This is a genomic window from Micromonospora chalcea (assembly GCF_002926165.1).
In the GTDB taxonomy this organism is placed as follows: domain Bacteria; phylum Actinomycetota; class Actinomycetes; order Mycobacteriales; family Micromonosporaceae; genus Micromonospora; species Micromonospora chalcea.
In genome coordinates, this window is record NZ_MAGP01000154.1 from 36,747 (window position 1) to 58,435 (window position 21,689).

General features: G+C 70.8%; 17 protein-coding genes. 4 read left to right on the top strand and 13 right to left on the bottom strand.

The features are described 5' to 3' along the window. Window positions 1–6: 6 nt before the first annotated feature. From BAW75_RS26560 to BAW75_RS26570, 3 genes are read right to left on the bottom strand one after another with little or no spacing between them, the layout of a single operon-like run. Window positions 7–1,434, bottom strand: coding sequence for an aldehyde dehydrogenase family protein (locus BAW75_RS26560; RefSeq protein ID WP_104115287.1), 1,428 nt, complete (start codon window positions 1,432–1,434; stop codon window positions 7–9). 2 nt (window positions 1,435–1,436) lie between these two features. Then, the gene (locus BAW75_RS26565) at window positions 1,437–2,474 is read right to left on the bottom strand and encodes an ABC transporter ATP-binding protein (protein ID WP_104115288.1); all 1,038 of its coding nucleotides are present in this window, start codon (window positions 2,472–2,474) and stop codon (window positions 1,437–1,439) included. Then, window positions 2,474–3,508 carry an ABC transporter ATP-binding protein gene (locus tag BAW75_RS26570; protein WP_199744090.1) on the bottom strand — a complete coding sequence of 345 codons (1,035 nt, stop codon included), beginning with the start codon at window positions 3,506–3,508 and terminating at the stop codon, window positions 2,474–2,476. Before BAW75_RS26570 ends, BAW75_RS26565 begins: the two co-directional genes overlap by 1 nt. A 120-nt stretch (window positions 3,509–3,628) precedes the next feature. Here BAW75_RS26570 and BAW75_RS26575 point away from each other — a divergent pair, with 120 nt between their 5' ends. The 4 genes from BAW75_RS26575 to BAW75_RS26590 are packed head-to-tail and all read left to right on the top strand — an operon-like array spanning window position 3,629 to window position 8,244. Next, on the top strand, window positions 3,629–4,159 hold the full coding sequence (locus BAW75_RS26575) for an Lrp/AsnC family transcriptional regulator (protein ID WP_030499629.1): 531 nt from the start codon (window positions 3,629–3,631) through the stop codon (window positions 4,157–4,159). Between the two features lie 19 nt (window positions 4,160–4,178). Then, window positions 4,179–5,126 carry a nickel ABC transporter permease gene (nikB, locus tag BAW75_RS26580; protein WP_030499628.1) on the top strand — a complete coding sequence of 316 codons (948 nt, stop codon included), beginning with the start codon at window positions 4,179–4,181 and terminating at the stop codon, window positions 5,124–5,126. Next, window positions 5,116–6,021 carry an ABC transporter permease gene (locus BAW75_RS26585; protein WP_244206280.1) on the top strand — a complete coding sequence of 302 codons (906 nt, stop codon included), beginning with the start codon at window positions 5,116–5,118 and terminating at the stop codon, window positions 6,019–6,021. Before nikB ends, BAW75_RS26585 begins: the two co-directional genes overlap by 11 nt. A gap of 36 nt (window positions 6,022–6,057) precedes the next feature. Further along, a complete protein-coding gene (locus BAW75_RS26590) occupies window positions 6,058–8,244 on the top strand; it encodes a thiamine pyrophosphate-dependent enzyme (RefSeq protein ID WP_420915049.1) in 2,187 nt (728 codons plus the stop codon). 63 nt (window positions 8,245–8,307) lie between these two features. On the opposite strand, the gene BAW75_RS26595 is transcribed toward BAW75_RS26590, so the two are convergent. From BAW75_RS26595 to BAW75_RS26640, 10 genes are all read right to left on the bottom strand, one after another. Continuing rightward, window positions 8,308–9,288, bottom strand: coding sequence for a D-2-hydroxyacid dehydrogenase (locus BAW75_RS26595; protein ID WP_104115290.1), 981 nt, complete (start codon window positions 9,286–9,288; stop codon window positions 8,308–8,310). Next, window positions 9,285–9,485: a tautomerase family protein gene (locus BAW75_RS26600; protein ID WP_018786431.1), complete on the bottom strand. Its 201-nt coding sequence runs from the start codon at window positions 9,483–9,485 to the stop codon at window positions 9,285–9,287. The genes BAW75_RS26595 and BAW75_RS26600 overlap by 4 nt, the downstream gene beginning before the upstream one ends. Window position 9,486: 1 nt before the next feature. After that, window positions 9,487–10,353, bottom strand: coding sequence for a tetratricopeptide repeat protein (locus BAW75_RS26605; protein WP_043325191.1), 867 nt, complete (start codon window positions 10,351–10,353; stop codon window positions 9,487–9,489). A 64-nt stretch (window positions 10,354–10,417) separates the two neighbouring features. Further along, window positions 10,418–12,031, bottom strand: a complete 1,614-nt coding sequence (locus BAW75_RS26610; protein ID WP_167435622.1) for an ABC transporter substrate-binding protein — start codon at window positions 12,029–12,031, stop codon at window positions 10,418–10,420. A gap of 31 nt (window positions 12,032–12,062) precedes the next feature. After that, window positions 12,063–13,118, bottom strand: a complete 1,056-nt coding sequence (locus BAW75_RS26615; protein ID WP_043325193.1) for a dipeptidase — start codon at window positions 13,116–13,118, stop codon at window positions 12,063–12,065. Between the two features lie 283 nt (window positions 13,119–13,401). Further along, window positions 13,402–14,829, bottom strand: a complete 1,428-nt coding sequence (locus BAW75_RS26620; RefSeq protein WP_244206281.1) for an NAD-dependent succinate-semialdehyde dehydrogenase — start codon at window positions 14,827–14,829, stop codon at window positions 13,402–13,404. Continuing rightward, window positions 14,826–16,103, bottom strand: a complete 1,278-nt coding sequence (locus BAW75_RS26625; RefSeq protein WP_167435623.1) for an iron-containing alcohol dehydrogenase — start codon at window positions 16,101–16,103, stop codon at window positions 14,826–14,828. The genes BAW75_RS26620 and BAW75_RS26625 overlap by 4 nt, the downstream gene beginning before the upstream one ends. Beyond that, the gene (locus BAW75_RS26630) at window positions 16,096–16,869 is read right to left on the bottom strand and encodes an SDR family NAD(P)-dependent oxidoreductase (protein WP_104115293.1); all 774 of its coding nucleotides are present in this window, start codon (window positions 16,867–16,869) and stop codon (window positions 16,096–16,098) included. The genes BAW75_RS26625 and BAW75_RS26630 overlap by 8 nt, the downstream gene beginning before the upstream one ends. 179 nt (window positions 16,870–17,048) lie before the next feature. Next, window positions 17,049–19,064 (bottom strand): nuclear transport factor 2 family protein, encoded by a 2,016-nt coding sequence (locus BAW75_RS26635; protein WP_104115294.1) that lies wholly within the window; start codon window positions 19,062–19,064, stop codon window positions 17,049–17,051. 274 nt (window positions 19,065–19,338) lie between these two features. After that, entirely contained in the window at window positions 19,339–21,372 is a 2,034-nt protein-coding gene (locus BAW75_RS26640; RefSeq protein ID WP_104115295.1) for a nuclear transport factor 2 family protein, read from the bottom strand. Window positions 21,373–21,689 lie beyond the last annotated feature (317 nt).

A 21,689-nucleotide genomic window follows, 5' to 3' on the forward strand; every position in this document is an offset into this window, starting at 1 on the left:
CCGTCCTTACCAGCCGGTGTAGCAGGTCACCGGCACGCTGTAGAAGTCGCGGGCGTAGCCGCCCTGCTCGCGGGGGCCGTGGTTGGAGGCCCCGGTGCCGCCGAACGGCAGGTGCAGTTCGGTGCCGGCGGTGGGCAGGTTGACGGTGACGATGCCGGCGCGGGCGTCGCGCTTGAACCGTTCGGCAGTGGACAGGGAGGTGGTGACGATCCCGGCGGACAGCCCGTAGTCGGTGTCGTTGGCCAGCTCGATCGCCTCGTCGAGGTTCTCGGCGCGGATCACGCAGGACACCGGGCCGAAAATCTCCTCCCGGGCCACCCGCATGTCGTTGTGCGCGCCGACGAGCAGGGTGGGCCGCATGAACTGCCCGTCGTGCGTACCGCCGGCCGCCACGGCCGCGCCCTCGTCGCGTCCGATCCGGACGTAGTCGAGGTTCTGGTCGAGCTGTCCGGCGCTGACCACCGGGCCGAGCTGGCTGTCCGGGTCGAGCGGGTCGCCGACCCGCAGCGCCTGCGTCGCCTCGGCCAGCGCCGCGACGAACCGGTCGTGGATGCCGGCCGTCACGATCAGCCGGCTGGACGCGGTGCAGCGCTGGCCGGTGCTGAAGAAGCTGCCGTCCAGCGCGCACCGCACCGCCACGTCCAGGTCGGCGTCGTCGCAGACCACGAGCGGGTTCTTGCCGCCCATCTCCAGCTGGAACCGCTTGTTGCCGTGGGCGATGCAGCGCTGGGCGACGTGCGCGCCGGTGCGGGTGCCGCCGGTGAACGAGATGCCGTCGAGGCCGTCGCTGGTGAGTAGTTCCTCCCCGACCACCGAGCCGGCGCCGACGACAAGGTTGAACACGCCGGGCGGGACACCGGCGTCGGCGATGATCCGGGCGAGCTCCCCGGCGCTGGCGGGTACCAGCTCGGCGGGTTTGAGCACGACGGTGTTGCCGTACGCGAGCGCCGGCGCGACCTTCCACGCCGGAATCGCCAGCGGGTAGTTCCACGGCGTGATGATCCCGACCGCGCCCAGTGGACGGCGGCGGACCTCGGCGTGCACGTTCGGGCGGGTGGAGGCGTAGACCTCACCGGTGGGCTGGAGCAGCTGGTGGGCGTAGTAGCGGAACGTCTGGCCGGCGCGGACGACCTCGCCGCGGGCCTCGGCGAGCAGCTTGCCCTCCTCGCGGGCGAGCAGCGTGGCGAGGTCGTCGGCGCGGTCCAGGATGGTGGCGCCGATGCGGTCCAGCATCCGCATCCGGTCGCCGACGGGCAGCTTCGCCCATCCGGGACCGGCCCGGCGGGCCGCATCGACCGCCGCGCGGGCGGTGTCCCGGTCGGCGACCGCGTACTCGCTGACGACCTCGCCGGGGCGGGCCGGGTTGCGGTTCGGCCGGCGTTCGCCGTCGACCCACTCGCCGTCGACCAGGTTGCGGTGGTACGGAACGGACACGTCTACCGCCCCGCGCCGGCGGCGGCGAGCGGCTCGCCCCGCGGGTCGGTGTTCTCCGGGAAGTGGCAGGCGACCTGGTGCCCGGCGCCGGTGAGCTTCGGCGTCTCGGTCGCGCAGATGTCCTGCGCCTTCCAGCAGCGGGTCCGGAAGCGGCAGCCGGACGGCGGGTTCAGCGGGCTGGGCACGTCACCGCTGAGGATCACCCGCCGGCGCTCGGTCTCGACCAGGGGGTCGGGGATCGGCACCGCCGAGAGCAGGGCCTGGGTGTACGGGTGGCGCGGCCGGTCGTACATGTCCTCGCACTCCCCGACCTCCACGACCGAGCCGAGGTACATCACCGCGATGCGGTCGCAGAGGTGCCGGACGACGGCCAGGTCGTGGGCGATGAACATCATGGTCAGGCCCAGTTCCTCCTGGAGTTCCTCCAGCAGGTTGACGATCTGCGCCTGCACCGAGACGTCGAGCGCGGAGACCGGCTCGTCGGCGACGATGAACTGCGGGCTGCTGACCAGGGCGCGTGCGATGCCCACGCGCTGGCGCTGGCCGCCGGAGAACTCGTGCGGGTACCTGTCGTGCCACTTCTCGCTGAGCCCGACCATCTGCATGGTCTGCAGCGCCTTGGTCCGCCGCCCGGCCGCAGGCAGGTCGGAGTGCACGAGCAGCGGCTCCTCGATCAGCTCGCCGACGGTCATCCGGGGGTTCAGCGAGGCGAATGGGTCCTGGAAGATCATCTGCATCTGCCGGCGCATGGCCCGCATCCGCCGCCGGTCCAGCGTGGTCAGTTCGGTGCCGTCGAACGTGACGGTGCCCTGGCTGGGCTTGAGCAGCTGGAGAATGGCGCGGCCGGTGGTGGACTTGCCGCAGCCGGATTCACCGACCACGCCGATGATCTCGCCGCGCCGGACGTCGAGGTCCACGCCGGAGACCGCGCGCAGCCGGGCCGGCAGCATCGAGCCGCGTACCGGCACCTTGAAGTCGACGGCCAGGTCACGCACGCGCAGCAGCGGGTCCGGGGCGGTGTCGGGGGCAGGGGTCGTCATCAGCGCACCTCCGCGCTCTGGTCGGCGAAGCGGTCCTCGGTGGTCAGCCAGCCGCCCTGGTCCGCCGGGCGCATGCCCCAGCAGCGGGTGAGCTGGTCGCGGGCCGGGACGGTGGTCAGGCCGGGCGCCTGGTCCTGGCAGACGTCGCGGGCGTGGACGCAGCGCGGCGCGAAGCGGCAGCCGGGTGGGATCTCCGACAGCTCCGGCGGGCGGCCGGCGATCGGGCGCAGCTTGCCGCCGCGGGCCTGGTCGAGGCGGGGCACCGAGCCGAGCAGACCCCAGGTGTACGGCATCTGCGGCTGGTGGAACAGGTCGACGGTCCCGGCGCGCTCGACGATCTGGCCGGCGTACATGACGTTGACGCGCTCGGCCATGCCGGCGACCACGCCGAGGTCGTGCGTGATGAACAGGACCGCGGTGCGCGTCTCCAGGGCCAGTTCCCGCAGCAGGTCCAGCACCTGCGCCTGGATGGTGACGTCGAGCGCGGTGGTGATCTCGTCGGCGAGGATCAGCCGCGGCCGGCAGGAGAGCGCCATGGCGATCATGACGCGCTGGCGCATGCCGCCGGAGAGCTGGTGCGGGTACGAGCTGAGCCGGGTCTCCGCCGCCGGGATCCGCACCATGTCCAGCAGCTCGACCGCCCGCTTGCGCGCGGCCCGGCGGCTCATCCCGAGGTGCAGTTCCAGCGCCTCGGTCATCTGCCGGCCCACGGTCAGCACCGGGTTCAGCGAGGTCATCGGATCCTGGAAGATCATCGAGATGCCCTTGCCGCGCACCGCGCGCAGGTCCCGTGCGGACAGTTTCAGCAGGTCCCGCCCCTCGAAGAGCACCTGGCCACCGGTCACCTGGCCGGCCGGCGGCACGATCAGCCCCATGATGGACTGAGCGGTCGCCGACTTCCCGCAGCCGGACTCGCCGACGAGGGCGACCATCTCCCCTGCGTCGACAGTGAACGACACCCCGTCCACCGCCGTCACCGAGCCCCGCGCGCCGCGGAATTCGGTGCGCAGGTCCCGGACCTCCAACAAGGCCATCGATCCCCCTGAGTTAGACTCCCGAACGCCACCATTCGTCATCCGGGAGTGTTGCACAGACGATGTTCGTCGTCTAGGCTCCCGGCAGCGACGAATTCCGTCACTAAGAGTTGGAGCGAGATGGCATCCAAGAGCTCGATCGAGAAAGATCGCAGCATCATCCGGGAGCTCGTTCAGGATCCACGGCAGACGAACGTCGCGCTGGCGGCGAAGGTCGGCCTCTCCGAGGGATCCGTACGACGCCGGGTGGAACGGCTTGTCACCGAGGGTCAGCTGCAGTTCGCCGCGATTCCCAGCGCCGCCTTCATGGGGCGGCCGGTGCACACGCTGTTCGAGATCCAGAGCGCTCCGGGTGCCACAGAAAGGCTCATCGACAAGCTCGCCGGGATGCCGGAGATCGCGTACGTCTACCACGTGACCGGCCAGTTCGACATCATCGCCGTCGGCTACTTCGCCTCCAGCAACGCCATGCGGCGGTTCTGGACGGAGCGGCTGGGCAACCTCGACGGGGTGATGGAGAGCCGGTCGGTGATGGTGCTACGGGTCGCCAAGCGCGCGCACGAATGGGCGCGCGACATCGCCGTCACGGGGGACGAGGAAGCCGGCTGGGACGCGGAAGCCGACCCCGGCACACCCGGCGCTGACACCTGACCGACCGGAGAAACCCGCAATGCTGCGCATCACGTTGACCCGTCTCTTATCGGTTATTCCAGTCCTTTTCGGGATCTCGGTGATCTCATTCCTGGTCATCCGCATGATCCCCGGCGACGTGATCAGCTCGATCATGGGTCAGGACTTCGGCGACCCCGCGATCGAGGCGGAGATGCGCCGCTACTTCGGGCTCGACATGCCCGTGTACGAGCAGTTCCTGAGGTGGCTCGGCGCCCTGGTCCAGGGCGACTTCGGCACCTCGATGCGCACCGGCCAGCCGGTGCTCGAAGAGATCATGCAGCGCCTTCCGTCCACGCTGCTGCTGGCCGTGTCGGCGCTGCTGGTCTCGATCCTCATCTCCATCCCGCTCGGCGTGCTCAGCGCCACCAAGCGCAACGGGCTGCTGGACGCCACCACCCGGGTCGGCTCGCTGGTCGGGCTGTCGCTGCCGAACTTCTGGCTCGGCATCCTGCTGGTGTACGTCTTCTCGGTGTCGCTGGGCTGGCTGCCGTCGCAGGGCGCGGGTGAGGGTGAGGGCTTCTGGGGCACCCTGAAGCACCTCATCCTCCCCGCCGTGACGCTCGGCTCCAGCCTCGCCGCGATCAGCATGCGGATGACCCGCTCCAGCATGCTGGAGGTGCTCAACCAGGACTACGTACGCACCGCCCGGTCCAAGGGCCTCGGCGAGCGCGTGGTCATGACCCGGCACGCGCTGCGCAACTCGCTGATCCCGGTCGTGACGGTGCTGGGCATCCAGGCCGGCGCGCTGCTGGGCGGCACCGTCATCGTCGAGCAGGTGTTCGCCTGGCCGGGCCTGGGGACGATGGTCATCCGCGGCATCTCCCAGCGCGACTACCCGGTCGTCCAGGGCACCCTGCTCTTCCTGGCCTTCTTCTACGTCGTCGTCAACTTCCTCGTAGACCTCATCTACACCTACCTGGATCCGAGGTTGCGCAGTGGTCACTGACACCGCCCCCGACCGCCGCCCCGCCGAGGCGGCGTCCACTCGCCGGACCCCCCGCAGCCTGGAGTTGCTACGCCTGATCTGGCGCGACCGGGTGGGCGCCATCGGCCTGGTCATCGTGGTGCTGATGGTCGGCGCGGCGGCGCTGGCCCCGCTCATCGCCCCGTACGACCCGACCGCCATGTCCAACCAGCGGCTCGCCGCGCCCGGCGGCGACTTCCTGCTCGGCGCCGACGAGGCCGGCCGCGACCTGCTCAGCCGCGCCCTGTACGGCGCACGCACCTCGCTGACGGTCAGCCTGATCGTGGTGACCTGCGCGGGCGCGATCGGCGTCCTGCTCGGACTGCTCGCCGGCTTCTACCGGGGCTTCCTCGACGCGATCATCACCCCGGCCACCGACATCATGTTCGCCTTCCCCACGCTGCTGCTCGCGCTGGCGGTCGTCGCCGCCCGGGGCCCCGGCACCGAGAACCTGATCCTGGCCCTGATCCTCGTGTTCATCCCGAGCTTCGCCCGGGTCGTACGCGGCACGGCGATGTCGGTGCGCCGCGAGCCGTACGTGGAGTCCGGCCAGGCGGTCGGGCTCACCAACGCCCGGCTGATCTTCAAGTACATCCTGCCCAACTCGGTCGCCCCGATCGCGGTGCAGTTCACCACGAGCCTGGCCACCGCCATCCTGGTCGAGGCGTCCCTGGGCTACCTCGGGCTCGGCGTGCAGCCGCCCCAGCCGTCCTGGGGGTCGATGCTCTCCAGCGGCAAGGCGTTCATGGAGATGTCGATCTGGCCATCGGTCGTCCCCGGCGTCTGCATCATGATCGCGGTGCTGGGCTTCAACCTGCTGGGCGACACCCTCCGCGACGTGCTCGACCCGCGACTGCGCGGCCGTTCCGGCCGCTGACCCCTCGCACCCCCGGCAAGGAGCAACGTGGAAACCATCGACGAACACCTGGTTCGTCAACTGTCGGAATGGTCGGCGGGCGCCGCGGCGCCCGCCGACCCGTCGCCGGACGTCGAGGTCGACGCCGGTCTGCTGCTGGACTACTTCGACGCCCAGATCCAGAGCCGCCACCTCGACCTCGCGCTGCGCTGGCTGCAGTCGAAACGGGAGGGCTTCTACACGATCGGATCCAGCGGCCACGAGAGCAACGCCGCCGTCGCGCTGGCGCTGCGGCCGACCGATCCGGCGCTGCTGCACTACCGGTCCGGCGGCTTCTACGCCGCCCGGGCCGGGCAGGTCCCCGGCTCCACCCCGATCACCGACGTGCTGCACTCCGCCGCCGCGTCCCGGCGGGACCCGATCTCCGGCGGCCGGCACAAGGTCTTCGGGCACCGCGCGCTGAACGTCATCCCGCAGACCTCGACAATCGCCTCGCACCTGCCCCGCGCGATGGGCATGGCGTTCGCGCTGGACCGGGGCGTCGGCGACACCGGCTACCCGGCCGACGCGGTGGTGGTGTGCAGCTTCGGCGACGCCTCGGCCAACCACTCCACCGCGGCGGGCGCGCTGAACGCCGTCGGGTGGGCCGCCCACCAGGGGCTCGGGATGCCGGTGCTGTTCGTCTGCGAGGACAACGGCATCGGCATCAGCACCCGGTCCCCGCACGGCTGGGTGGACCGGATGCTGTCCGCGCTACCAGGCCTGGACTACACCGCCGCCGACGGCACCGATCCCGCGCGGCTGCTCGCCGTCGCGGGCGAGGCGGCCGATCGGGTACGCGCCGGACGCCGTCCCGCCGTGCTGCACCTGCGCACGGTCCGGTTCATGGGCCACGCCGGCTCCGACGCGGAACTGGCGTACCGGTCCCGGTCGGAGATCCTCGCCGACTACGCCCGCGACCCGCTGCTGGCCACGGCGGCGGTGCTGGCCCGGCGCGGCATCCTCGCCCCGGCCGAGAGCCTGGCCCGCTACGAGCACGCCCGCAAGCTGATCATGGACCAGGCCGAGGCGATGCTCGGGCGGGTCGAGCGGCTGCCCGACGCGGCTGCGGTGACCGCTCCGCTGACCGAACGCCGGACCGACCGGGTCAGCGCGGCCGCCGGACGGGCCGGCGCCGGACGGGAGAAGGTGTTCGGCGGCCGGCTCCCCGAGTCGCGCGGACCGCTCACGCTCGCCCAGTCGGTAAACGCCGCGCTGCACGACGCGCTGCTCACCTGGCCGCAGGCGCAGGTCTTCGGCGAGGACGTGGCCCGCAAGGGCGGCGTCTACGGCGCCACCCGCGGGCTGCGCAAGGCGTTCGGCGCGAACCGCGTGTTCGACACGCTGCTGGACGAGCAGACCATCCTCGGGGTGGCGCTCGGCGGCGCGCTGGCCGGCACGCTGCCGATCCCGGAGATCCAGTACCTCGCCTACCTGCACAACGCCGAGGACCAGCTGCGCGGCGAGGCCGCCTCGCTGCGGTTCTTCTCCGACGGGCAGTACGGCAACGGCATGGTGGTCCGGATCGCCGGGCTGGCGTACCAGAAGGGGTTCGGCGGGCACTTCCACAACGACAACTCGGTGGCGGTGCTGCGGGACATCCCCGGCCTGGCGCTGGCTGTCGTCTCCCACCCGGCCACCGCGCCGGCGCTGCTTCGGCAGTGCCTCGCGCTGGCCGAGCAGGAGAAGCGGGTCTGCGTGTTCCTGGAGCCGATCGCGCTCTACCACACCCGTGACCTGCACAGCGACGGCGACGGCGGCTGGCTGGCCCGGTACGCCCCGCCGGACGAGTGGGCGGCCACCGAGACGCCGCTCGGACAGGTCCGGACCGTACGCGACGGCGACGACCTGGCGCTCGTCACGTTCGGCAACGGCGTGCCGATGAGCCTGCGGGTGGCCGAGACGCTGGCCGCCGAGCGGGGCGCCGGCACCCGCGTCGTGGACCTGCAGTGGCTCGCGCCGCTGCCGGCCGCGAGCATGCTCGCCGCGCTCGACGGCGTACCCCGGGTGCTGGTGGTGGACGAGACCCGCGCCGGCGGCGGCGTCTCCGAGGCGGTGGTGGCCGCCCTGGTCGACGCCGGTTACCCGGGGCGGATCTCCCGCGTCAACAGCGTCGACAGCTACGTCCCGCTGGGCCCGGCGGCCGACCACGTCCTGCTCGGTGAACACGACGTGCTGACTGCGGCCCGCGCGCTGCTCGACTGACGTGCGGCACGACGAAGGCGGCCCACCGGATCGATCCGGTGGGCCGCCTCTCGTTCGGCCGCCTCAGTACCCCAGGTCGGGCTGCCGCTTCAGGCCGGCCAGCTGCTCGCCGGCCAGGTAACGCTCCAGGTTGACGCAGAAGTCGGCGTAGAGCCGCTGGAGGTTGCCGGTGCCGCGGAACGACGTGTGCGGGGTGATGGTGGTGTTCGGCAGGTCCCACAGCCGGTGGTCGGCCGGCAGCGGCTCCTCCTCGAACACGTCCAGCACCGCGCCGGCGATCCGGCCGGACCGCATCGCGTCGACCAGGGCGTCCTCCACCACGAGCGCGCCCCGCCCGACGTTCACCAGCACCGCCGACTCCTTCATCGCCGCGAAGTGCTCGGCGTCGAAGAAGTAGCGGTTCTCGGTGGTCAGCGGCATGGCCAGGACCACCGAGTCGGCCTCCGGCAGCACGGCCATGTGCTCGGCGTACGGGATCACCCGGTCGAAGCCCTCGGCCGGAGTGCCGGAGCGGTTCACCCCGATCACGTCGACGCCGAGCGCGCGGGCCCGCCAGGCCACCTCGCCGCCGATGCCGCCGGTGCCGAAGACGAGCATCGTGCTGCCGATGAAGTCCCGGCCGGTGATCCGCACCCACTCCCGGCGCTCCTGCGCCTCCCGGTGTTCCGGGAACGCGCGGAAGCGCATCAGCACGGCGCCGATGGCGTACTCGGCGATCGGCACGTTGTAGGAGTTGGGCGACCGGGTGTAGAGCAGCCCTTCGGCGAGGCGGCGCTGCATCAGCTCGCCGCCCACCCAGTCGAACCCGGCCGCGGTGATCTGCACCCACCGCAGCCGGTCGCACTTGGCCAGCAGCTCGTCGAAGGTGTCCTCGTTCATCGCGCTGCGCAGGATCACCTCGGCGTCGAGCCACTCGTCGCGTACCGGCTCACCGTCCGGTACCGGGCTGAACCGGCACTGCGGGAACCGCTCCCGCAGTTGCGGGAGCAGGTCCGACAGGTTGGGGGTGAGCAGGACGTGCGGTCCCGCGACGGCGCCGGTCACGAGGACTCCTGCGCACGCTTCCGGTTGTTGTACGTCACGCCGCCCTTGGCCCAGTTGTCGTACGACACCTCGTAGAGCAGGACGTGGGTGTTCTCGCGCGGCGAGCCGTACTTGACCAGCACGTCGGTCAGGTCGGCGATCATCGCTTCCTTGGTGGCCTGGTCCCGCTTGCCGATCTCGGCACGGATGATTGCCATCTCAGTTCTCCTTGCTCGTGGTCGCGAAGTCCGGGTTGCGCTCGTACTCGGCCTTGACTGCCAGGTACGCGAAGGCGTGCGTGACGCGGGTCTTCAGCACCCCGTCGAACACCTCACGCGCCTTGTCGACGTCACCGTTGTAGTAGTGCCAGTTACCGAGGCCGTACCCCTGGGTGACGGTCTTGAGGCTGTTGCCGTCGCACATCGCCCACAGCTCGTCCGGGCCGATCTCGCCGGTGTAGAGCTTCATCCGGCCCTCGTAGCCGACCAGGTGCGGCTCGTCGACCAGGTCGACAGTGCGGAACCGGTCGAGCACCTCCTCGGCCTCGGCGGTCCGGCCGAGGCGCCGCAGCGCCATGTACTGCCAGTCCTGCGACGCGACCAGGCCCTCCTGGTGCCGGGACGCCTTCTCCGACTCGGCGAAGCTGGGCAGGCAGCCCTCCAGGTCACCGGCGAGGTACTGGGCGACGCCCAGGTGGTACCAGACGGAGGCGTGCAGCGTGGTGTTGTAGCGGCCGAGGATCTCCGGGTTCGCGGCGGCGTCGGTGTCGCTGAGGTGCTGCGGGCGCACGTCCTCGGGCCGGCCGAGGATCAGGCTGACGACGTCCTTCTCCACCTCCGGCTGGTACATCTCGTACTCGTCCTCGACGCCGGCGAGCTGGTCGGCGGCGGCGCGCAGGTCCGCGATCGCGCCGGCGTAGTCACTGATGGAGATCCGCCGGTGGCCGCGGAAGCGCAACAGGCGCGGGCTGTCCGGTTCCAGTTCGAGCGCCTCGGTGAGCAGCGCCACGGACTCCTCGTGCTTGCCGAGGTAGCCCTTCAGCCGGGCGGCGATGACGTAGCGATGGGTCAGGGGTACGGCCGTCATGGATTGCCTTTCGTCGCGGTGCGGCGGAGGGGACGCCGTGGGCCGGCGTCCCCTCCGCGACTCGTCAGCGGTCGAGCCAGAGGTGCCGGTAGAAGCGGTAGGTCGGCGTGGGGTCACCCCGGTAACCCATGACGTCCTTCTGCACGACGTCGAAGTCGGCGTTCAGGAAGGTCATGGCCACCGGGCCCCGCTCGGCCAGGATCTTCTCGGCCTGCTGGTAGAGCTGGGCGCGCTTGTCCTTGTCCAGCTCGGAGCGGGCCTTGACGATCAGGTCCTCGTACTCCGGGTCGGACCAGTTGCCGTAGTTCAGGCCGCCGCCCTTGAGGAAGCTGGCGGTGAACCGCTCGTCCGGGTCGTAGGTCAGGCCGAAGCCGGACTGGTACATGTCGAAGTCCCCGGACTTCGTCTTGGTGTCGGCGATGGTGGACTCGACCGACTCCAGCGTCACCTTGATGCCGATCTTGGCGAGCTGCTGCTGCTCCACCTCCGCCGAGCGCACCTGGAACGCCGAGGTGGCGATCACCATGAGCTTGGCGTCGAAGCCGTTCGGGTAACCCGCCTCGGCCAGCAGCGCCTTGGCCTTCTCGATGTCGGGCTTGCCGTACACCGGCTCCTTCAGCGCGCCGAAGCGGTCCGGCGGCAGGTAGCCGGCGTTGAGCGCGGTGCCGAAGCCGGAGTTGGCGACGTTCAGGATCTCCTGCCGGTCCAGCGCCAGGTAGATGGCCTGCCGGACCTTGACGTTGTCGTACGGCGCCTTCGAGGTGTTCAGCCGCAGGTGCAGCGACAGCGAGCCGGAGCCGCCGTACCACTTGAGCTTCTCGTCGCGCTTGAGCGCGTCGATGAACTCGGGCGCGGGCCGCCACAGGAAGTCGACGGTGCCGCTGCGCACGGCGGCGGCGCGGGCGTTGTCGTCCGGGTTGAACGTGAAGTCCAGCCCGTCCAGGTACGGAACCCCGGACTCCCAGTACTTGTCGTGCTTGTCCAGCTTGATGGCCTGGCCGGTGGTCCGGGCGGCGAGCTTGAACGGCCCGCTGCCGCCGTCGACGCTGCCGTTGAGGTCGCCCTGCTTCTCGACCACGGTCCGGTCGACGATCGACGACGCGGCGGTGGACAGCAGGGTCAGGATGGCGGCGTTGGGCTTGGCGAGCTTCATCACGACGGTGCGCTCGTCGGGCGCCTCGACCGAGGTGATGCCCTCGTAGCTACGGGCGCGCGGCGCCCGGGTGGCCGGGTCCTTGATCCGCTCGATCGAGTACTTCACGTCGACGGCGGTCACCTTGCGGCCGCTGTGGAAGTACGCGTTGTCGCGCAGCTTGAACGTCACGGTCTGGCCGTCCGCGCTCAGCTCCCACGACTCGGCGATCGCCGGCTTGATCTCGCCCCGGTACGACTGCACGAGCGACTCGTAGATCTGCTCGTTGATGACGAAGGCCGAGGTCTCCGACATCCGGTGCGGGTCGAGTTCGTTGGCGTCCAGCCGGATCATGATCCGCAGGCGGCCACCGGACTTCGGCGTGCCGGCGGCCTGCGTCTCGTCCTCGAGCTTGACGTTGCTGGTGAGGCCGTCGCTGGCGTTGCCACCGGACTTGCCCGACGGCGGCTCGCCGCCTCCGCAGCCGGCCGCGAGCGTCGTCACGACGCCCACCGCCAGCGCTCTCATCAGAATTCGGGTACGCATCAGTCTCCTTGGCAGTGTCACGATTAGCGCTTCATCGCGCGGCCGGCTTCCATGCCTCCCCATAGACCCGAAGCCAGTTGCCGCCGAGGATCTTGATCACGTCCTCCGGCGAGAATCCGCCGGCCAGAAGCGCCTCGGTGATGTTGGGGAAGTCCGCGGCGTCGTCCATGCCGATCGCCCGGCGCTCCTCCCATCCGAAGTCACCGAGCAGGTTCTGGTGCTCCTTCGAGTTCGCCTGCGCGATGCTCTTGAGCTGCGCGATCCGCATCTCCTCGGTCCACGTCTCGTCGTAGTCGGTGGCGACGGCGACGTGGTCGACGCCGGCCACCTCCACCACACGGCAGACGTGCTCCACGAAGCGGGTCAGGTCCGGACGACGGGACGGGTCCTCCGGGTGGTACAGGAACCCCGACAGGGTGGTGATGCCCATGACGCCGCCCTGCTCGGCGAGGCGCCGCAGGTATCCGTCCGACTTGGCGCGGATGTGCGGCGACAGCGCGTCGCAGAAGGCGTGCGTGACGACGACCGGCTTGTCCGAGGCGTCCATCGCGTCCAGGCCGGTGCGCTCGCCGCTGTGCGAGACGTCGACCAGCACGCCCAGCTCGTTCATCGCCTTGACGAAGGCGCGGCCCCGGTGCGTCAGCCCCGAGTCGGTGTCCTCGCCGCAGCCCGCGCCGAGCAGGTTCTGCCGCTGGTAGGTCAGCTGAAGGATGCGGACGCCCAGGTCGTGGAACGTGCCGAGCAGGTCGAGGTCACCCCCGATCATCTCGGTGTCCTGCGGGCCGAGGATGACGGCCTCCTTGCCCTCGGCCTTGGCCCGGTGGATGTCGTCCACGGTCAGGGCGAGCAGCACCTCGTCCGGGTGTGCGTCGATCCACCTGCGGCAGCGGTTGACCTCGCGCAGGGCGGTGACGGTGTCCGCGTACGGCCGGGTGACCGTGTGGTTGACCGCGGTGACGCCTCCTCGCCGGATCCGGTCGAGGTGGGCGTCGCTCAGCTCGATGACCGTGCTTCCGTCCACCACTGTTGCGGCGGCGTGCAGGTCGGCGGCGGAACGAACGGGTTGGGCGGTGGCGGCAGTCTTCACGTCATCTCCAGATCATCGGAAGATGCCGAGACTCTACGAGCCACGCCAGTTGTTGTCCATGAAATCTCAGCAACTCGTCGGTAGATAGCTTTGAACCGACGAATTTCGTCGTTATAGCTCTAGCAAACCGATCGAGGGTGCCCGTCCGGCGCGAATCCGCCATAGCGCGAGAAGACCCTTATGGAAGACAAATGCGGCATGGTGCACAGTGGACCGGCGCGGGTCACACCGGACACGAGAAGCGCCCGGCCGGAGCCGGGCGCTTCGTCGAGAGGTTCGACCTTCACGCGGTGAGCGCGATGTACTTCTCCTCCAGGAACTCCAGGATGCCCTCGGAGCCGCCCTCCCGGCCGAGGCCGCTCTGCTTGACCCCGCCGAACGGGGCGGCCGGGTCGCTGACGACGCCCCGGTTCACGGCCACCATCCCGGCTTCCAGACGCCGGGCGACGGCCATCGCCTCCCGCTCCTCACCGAAGACGTACGCCATCAGGCCGTAGACGGTGTCGTTCGCCATCTCGACCGCGTCGTCGACGTGGTCGAAGCGGACCACCGCGGTGACCGGCCCGAAGATCTCCGTCGTGGTGATGGTGGAGCCGTGCGCCACGCCGGTCAGCAGCGTCGCGTCGTAGAACGCGCCGTGGGCCGCGGACCGTCCGCCGCGCACCACGGTGGCCCCCTGCGCGACAGCGGTCCGGACCAGGTCCGCCACCTTGTCCCGCTCGGCCATGGAGACGAGCGCGCCCAGGGCGTTCGCCCGGTCGAGCCCCGGCCCGACCGACACCGCGGCGAGAGCGGCGTCCATCCGGGCGACGAACTCGTCGTGCACCGAGGAATGGACGTAGAAGCGGTTGGCCGCGGTGCAGGCGGACCCGCCGTTGCGCATCTTGGCCAGCAGCGCGCCCTCCACGGCGGTGTCCAGGTCCGCGCTCGGCAGCACGATGAGCGGGGCGTTGCCACCGAGCTCCATCGACGTGCTGACCACGCTGTCCGCGCAGGCGTGCAGCAGCTCACGGCCGACCTCGGTGGAGCCGGTGAAGGAGAGCTTACGGACCTCGGGACGGTCGATCATCCGCTTCACCAGCGGGCCGGTCGGCACCGGAGTGACCAGGTTGACCACGCCACGCGGCACGCCGGCACGGCGCAGGACCTCCACGACGTAGGCGGCGGTCAGCGGCGTCTCCCGCGCGGGCTTGAGGATCGTCGTGCACCCGGCCGCCAGCGCCGGGCCGAGCTTGCGCGTGGCCATCGCGGCCGGGAAGTTCCACGGCGTGATCAGCAGGGACACGCCGACGGGCTGCCGGTCCACGACGATCCGCTTGTCCCCCGCCGGGGAGAGGCGGTAGTCGCCCGGCACCCGGACGGCCTCCTCGGCGAACCAGCGGAAGAACTCCTTGGCGTAGTTGGCCTCGCCGATCGCGTCCGCCCACGACTTGCCGTTCTCCCGCACCATCAGCTCGGCGAAGACCTCGACCTCGTCGGTGAGGATCTCGTACGCCCGGCGCAGCAGCTCACTGCGCTCGCGCGGCGCGGTCGCGGCCCAGGCGGGCTGGGCCGCCGCCGCGGCGTCCACGGCCGCCATGCAGTCCTGCTCCGTCGCGACGGCGAACCGGGCGATGGTGGAGAGGTCGGCGGGGTCGGTCACGTCGAACCGGCGGCCGTCGGAGCCGGGCCGCCACTGCCCGTCGATGAAGAGGTCCGCGAGCAGGTTCACCTGAGACTCCCATTCGCCAGGGCGCCGTCGTGGGCGCGTTCCAGGATGTCGAGCAGCAGCTCGCGGGACGGATCCACCGGGGCGGCCGCGATCAGCCGGGTGGACCTGAGCCCCAGCTCGGCGATCTGCGGAAGCTGGTGGCGCGTCAGCCCGATCTCGGCGAGCGTGCGCGGCACGCCGATCTCCCGGTTGATCTCGACCACCCGGGCGAGCGTCCGCGTCGCGGAGGCGTCCGCCGCCGGGACCGCTTCGAGCGCCGCGCCGAGCGCCGTGAGCCGCGCCGCGACCGCCGGCTGCGCCATCAGCGTGTCGATGACGTACGGGAGCATCAGCCCGGTGCCGAGCCCGTGCGGAGTCTTGGTGAGCGCGCCGATCGGGTACTGCAGGGCGTGGCACAGGTGGGTGCCGGTCGCGCCGAACGCCATCCCGCCGAGCAGCGAGCCCAGCGCCACCTCGTGCCGTGCCCGCCGGTCGCCGGGCCGGTGGACCGCGACCGGCAGCCAGGGGCCCAGACGCGCCGCCGCCTGCAACGCGACCGACTCACTCAGCACGTTGCGTCCGGTGAACACCGGGAGCACGCCCGACCAGTCGAGGTCGACCGGCCGGGCCGTGAACGACTCGACCGCGTGCACCAGCGCGTCGATGCCGGACCAGGCGGTCACCGTCGCGGGCGTCCCGAGCGTGAACTCCGGGTCGACCACGGCGGCCGACGGCACCAGAAAAGGGCTGGAGATGCCCACCTTGAGCTCGCGGTCGGGGTCGGACACGACCGCGACGGGTGTCACCTCCGACCCGGTGCCCGCGGTCGTCGGCACCGCCACCAGCGGCACGATCGGCCCGGGCACGAGGTTCTCGCCGTAGTAGCGGTGCGCCGGCCCGCCGTAGGCCGACAGCAGCGCGATCAGTTTGGCGGCGTCGAGCGCGCTGCCGCCGCCGATCGCCAGGACCACCTCCGCGCGGTAGTCGCGGGCGGTCGCGACCGCGGCGTCGAGTGTGTCGACCGGGAGTTCCGGCGTGATGTCGGAGTGGACCAGCACGTCCAGCCCGGCCCCGGTCAGGGCGTCCACCGTCTCGCGGAAGATCGGCGTCCGCACCAGGAACGGGTCGACCACGGCGAGTACGCGCCGGCCGTGCACCCGGACGACCTCCGGCAGGTGCCGGCGGGCGCCGTACCCGAAGTGGATCCGTGGGGGAAGGCGGAGCGTGCCGACGGCGGCGGAGCGGAGCTTGCCGCCGTCGCCGGTCGGCGCGGTCACCGCGGTCTCGTCAGGCACTGAAGCCACCGTCCACCGGGAGCACCGCCCCGCTGATGTGGCTGGCCCGGTCGCTCAGCAGGAACGACGCGGTCGCGCCGACCTCCGTCCCGGTGCCCGCCTTGCGCAGTGGGGTCGCCGCGATCCGGGCCTCGACGCCGCCGGGAATCGCCAGCCGGGTCTGGGCCAGCATCGGCGTCTCGGTAGGGCCGGGCGCGATCACGTTCACCCGGATCCCGAGCGGGCCGAAGTCGTGCGCGGCGGTGCGGGTCAGCCCGATGACCGCGTGCTTGGTCGCCTGGTACGCGCCCAGGCCGGAGTTGCCGCGCAGTCCGCCGATGCTGCTCACGTTGACGATCGAGCCGGCGCCCCGGCCGAGCATGACCCGCACCTGCTCGCGGACGCACAACCAGGTGCCCTTGACGTTCACCGCCATGATCCGGTCGAAGTCCTCCTCGGGGACCTGGTCCAGGCGGCCGCCCTGTGTCATCGCGGCGTTGTTGAAGGCGCCGTCGAGCCGGCCGAACCGCTCGACGGTCCGGTCCACGACGCGGGCGACGTCGCGGGCGACGGAGATGTCGCCGGTGACGTGGTCGACGTCGTGCCCGGCCGAGGCGAGTTCCAGGGCGATCTTCTCCAGTGGCCCCTCGGAGCGGGCGACGAGCATCAGCGAGGCGCCGTCGGCGGCGAACACCCGGGCGGCGTCGGCGCCGATGCCCGCGCTGGCGCCGACGACGAGGACGACCTTGCCCGCCAACGGGAGGGGGCGGTTCTGCGGGTCCGGCATGGCTTCTCTATCCCTCTTCTCGACGGCTGCCGGTGAGCAGCAAATGTTCGGATAGCGCAACCGAAGTTCATATTACGGAGCGCGGTCTCGTGTGTCCACAGGCGTCGTGACGGCGGAGCGCCCCTCCCGACCGGAGTCGGAAGAGGCGCTCCCCCACTGACGGCGCGGTGTCGCCCGGGTCAGCCCAGATCCACTCCGTCGACCTGCGGGCCGAGCGGCGGCTGCTGCCAGCCGTGCTCGGTCATCCGCCAGTCCGGCCGCACCTCGCACGGCGCGCACTGCGGCCAGTAGAACTGCGGCTCGCGCCCGCTGACCGGGTTCTTGTAGTGGAACCACATCGGCACGATGCCGGGCCACGCGATGTAACCGGGGGAACCGCCCTGGAACCCGCGCGAGCGCTCACCCATGCTGCTGAGCAGCACGTCCGGCGGGTACCGGGTCACCAGCGTGCTGGGCGCCGGGTCCGGCAGCTCCGGGTTGCGCGGGTTCGCCGCGGCCCAGCCGCCGGCCCAGTTCGTCGACTGCCAGTAGAACTCGTCGATGGTCAGGCTCCAGATGCGCCAGATGCCGTTCTCGAGCACGAACTCGTCGTTGTACATCGCGCCGTTGAACGCGCCGGCGTTGGTCCTCGACGTCCGCGGCTGGAGCAGGCGGGCGCGCATCGTCGCCGACCGTCCGTCCTCGGACACGAGGATCACCGGTTGCGGCCGCCAGTGGTACGAGATGCTGGCGCGCATCGTCGACGGGTTGGTTCCGTAGACCGTCACCCCGGCCTGCCGGATCCGCTCCGGGCCCTGGAAGTAGCCGGCGAACGGCGACAGCTTGTGGCCGAACTCGGCGTGGATCTGCGCCATGTCGTAGATCCGGAGGTCGTCCAGGTAGGCGGTGTACGCCATCGAGACGTTCTCCGCCCCGTCGAACGCCAGCGACCGGGCCAGCCGGCGGTCGAGGTCGGTCAGGTTCCGGTTCGACGACGCCGCGCCGCCGGCGTTCTTCTGGCTGCGCGCCTGCACGTCGAGGAAGGCCGGCACCCGGGTCGGCGCCGGCGCGATGCCGCCGTCACCCCAGCCGGTGGAGTACGGGGCGATCACCAGCGGCGTGATGTTCATGTCCTTGAGCTTCCACAGCCCGCCCTGCTTGACGAAGTGGTTGTGGAACACGGAGATCTCCCACGACGCCTCGCGGGTGTTGGCGTCGCCGACCATGGCGAACTCGATGCCCCGGGCGGTCGCCTGCGTGCCACTGGTGTGCACGTCGACGATCGTGTCGAACTGGATACGCTCATTGAGGATGCCCTGGCTGAGGTTCTCCGGGCCCATGCGCTCCATGGCCTGGCGGACGCCGGCGGCGCCCCGGAACGTGCCCACGTTGTCGATGGTCACCGTGGCGCCGTTGGCGAACAGGTCTACCACGTCGGACCACATCCGCCGGTCGACGTAGTAGCCGTAGGCGTGCTGGAGGTTGCGGACCGAGTCCTCGCTGTTGAGCTTGTCGATGCGGGCCGCCACCTTGTTGACGGTCGTGCCGGCCGGCGGCGCCGGACCGACCGGCTCCGGGATCGGCACGCCCGCCTCGTCCGGAGTGAAGTGGTACGGGACGATCGGCAGCAGCTCGAGGTCCTTGTTGCGCCAGCCGGTGGCGTAGTCCCCCTCGTACTGCGGGTAGTAGTGCAGCAGGGAGATCCGCCAGCGGCCGTTCTCGAACACGTACTCGTTCTCGTAGATGCCGCCCTCGATCCGGGCCGCGCCCGCGCCGTCACCGAGGAAGCGGAAGCCGTTCCAGCGCGCCTTCGCGGACAGGCCGTCGACGGAGAGGTTCACCAGCGGCTGGTCGACGATCACGGTGTGCAGGGATCCCGGGTTGATGCCGTTCATCGCGCCGGCGTCGGCCTCCAGCCAGTCGCGGATCGCGGCGCGGCCGGTGACCGTCTCGTCGCCCCAGCGGAAGGTCGCGTCGGCGCTGAACAGCGCCGCCATGTCCGACCATCTGCCGTACTGCGCGAGGTGCGCGTACGTGCGCTGCACGTCCTTGACCTCGCGCAGCGACTCGACGCGGACCAGGTCCCGGGCGAGGGAGTTCAGGGTGATCGTCGGGGTGGTGGCCGCGGCCGGGGGCGCCTGGAGGGCGACCATGCCGGCGGCGACCAGCAGCAGTGCGGAGGCTGTCGCGGTCAGCCGTCTTGTCAGACGTCTCATCTTCACATCCCTGTCCGTTGCTGGCGTATGTGGAATCCCCGTGGTCGGCGGGCGGCCGTGGAGGTCACGACCGGAGGCAGTTGCCGGAAACGTACGGGACATGTTCGCAGGGCGCATGAGCTATTACGCCAGATGAACTTTGCCCAACCCACACCATCTCGCCGCCGGCTGGGGGACACCGGAGTGCGGCGGGCGCGCGGAGGCGCCCCTCCCCACGGGATGCGGGAAGAGGCGCCTCGGAACGGACGCGGCGGCAGCCGCCGTCACTGACGGATCAGCCCACCTCCAGCCCGTCGATCTGCGGTCCGGTCGGCGGCAGCTGGTAGCCGTGCCGCGTCATGCTCCAGTCCGGACGCACCTCGCAGGGCGCGCAGTCGTACCAGAAGTGCGGCGGCACCCGTCCGCTGACCGGGTTGCGGTAGTGGAACCACATCGGCACGATGTCCGGCCACTGGATGTATCCGGGGCTGCCGCCGCGGAAGCCGCGCGACCGCTCGCCCAGCGCGCTGTGCAGGACGTCCGGCGGGTAGGTGTTCACCAGATTGCTCGGCGGCGGGTCGGGCAGGCTCGGGTCACGCGGGGCCACGCCACCCCAGCCCTGGGCCCAGGTCGGCGACTGCCAGTAGAACTCGTCGATGTCCAGGCTCCAGATCCGCCAGACGCCGTCCTCCAGCACGAACTGGTCGTTGTACATCGCGCCGTTGATGTACCCGGCGTTGACCGTCGAGGCGTTGACGTGCATGAGCCGGGCCCGGACCGACGCCGACCGGCCGTCGTGCGAGACGTCGATGACCGGCTGCGGCCGCCAGTGCAGCACCAGGAAGGACTTCTGCGTCGGCGGTGGCGTGTTGCCGTACGTCGAGACCACCGAGCCGAGAATCCGTTCGCGCGTCACGTTCCAGCCGGCGAACGGGGACAGCTTGTGGCCGTTCACCGCGTGCACGGCCGCCATCTCCGGCCACCTGCTGTCGTCGATGTAGTAGCTGTAGGCCGCCGAGACGTTCTCCGCTCCGTCGAACGCGACCGAGCGGTTCAGCCTCCGCTGGAGGTCGGCCAGGTCCGCCTTCGGGCCCTTCGGCGCGCCGGCCGCCTTGCCGGGCTTCGGCGCCGGGGTACGCCCGGCCACGTCGAGGAACTTCGGCGGCTTGACGGAGGCGACCGGGCCGGTCCCGCCGTCGCCCCAGCCGGTGCTGTAGGGCGCCGTGACCAGCGGCGTCAGGTGCATCTCCTTGAGCTTCCACAGGCCACCCTGCTTGACGAAGCGGTTCGTGAAGACGGAGAACTGCCACGAGGCGCCGCCGGCGTCGTTGAGCATGCCGACCTCGATGCCCCGGGTGGTCGCCTTCTTGCCGTTGTCCTCCACGTCGACGATCGTGTCGAACAGCGGCCGGTCGTTGAGCACGCCCTGCGTCAGGCCCTCCGGCCCCATCCGCTCCATCGCCTGGCGGACACCGGCGGCGTTGCGGAACACGCCCACGCCGTCGATGGTGACCTTCGCGCCGTCGGTGAACAGGTCGACCACGTCGCTCCACATCCGGCGGTCGACGTAGTAGCCGTACGCGTGCTGCAGGTTGCGCACCGAGTCCTCGTCGTTGAGCGCGGTGATGCGGTCGGCCAGCTCCTTCGCGTTGAACCGGGTCTTCGGCGCGGGCCCGGTCGCCGCCGGGATCGGCACGCCGGCCACGTCGGGCGTGAAGTGGTACGGCACCACCGGCACCGGCTGGCGGTTGATGGTCCGGAAGCCGGTGGCGTAGTCGCCCTCGTAGAGCGGGTAGTAGCGCAGCAGCGAGATCTTCCACTCGCCGTTCTCCAGCACGTACTCGTTCTGGTAGATGCCGCCGTCGATGCGCGCCGCGCCGGCCCCGTCACCGAGGAAGCGGATCCCGGACCAGCGGCCCTTCGCGGTACGGCCGTCCGGCGACAGGTTGACAAGCGGCTGGTCGATCACCGTGGTGTGCAGCGCGCCCGGCCGGGCGCCGTTCATGTCCCCGGCCTCCGCCGCGAGCCATCCCTTGATGGCGTGGTGGCCGCTCACCACCTGACTTCCCCACTGCAGCGTGCCGTTCGCGCTGAACAGCTTCGCCATGTCCGCCCAGCGCCCGAACTGGGCCAGGTGGGCGTACGACCGCTGCACGTCCTTGACCTCGCGCAGCGACTCGACCCGTTCGACGTCCCGGGCCAGCGAGTCGATGCTCACCGGCACGTTTCCGCTCGCCGCCGCGTGCGGCGCCCGTACCGCGATGTTCACGCCGACCACCAGCAGGAGCCCGGTCGCCGCCGCCGTCAGCCGTCTTGTCAGAGGTTTCATCGTCACATCCCTGTCCGTAGATGCCGTGCGAAGAGCTCTGGCATCGCCAGGTCCGGCCGGAGGGCGATGCGAGGAACGTACGTGACGTGTTCACCTACCGCAAGAAGCATTCCGGCATACGAACTTCCAGCCGCCCAGCGGGCCCCCTGACGCCGTCGATCATGAAGTTGACCGCGATTTTCGCCCGTTTTCTCCCGGTCAACTTCATGATCAGCGCGTGGGTCCTCGCGCGCGGGGTGGGTGGCGCGCGCCGGGGTGCCGGTGATCAAGGAGTTAGGGGTGCGGGACCGGGGGCGGATCTGGACACAAAGTCCTTG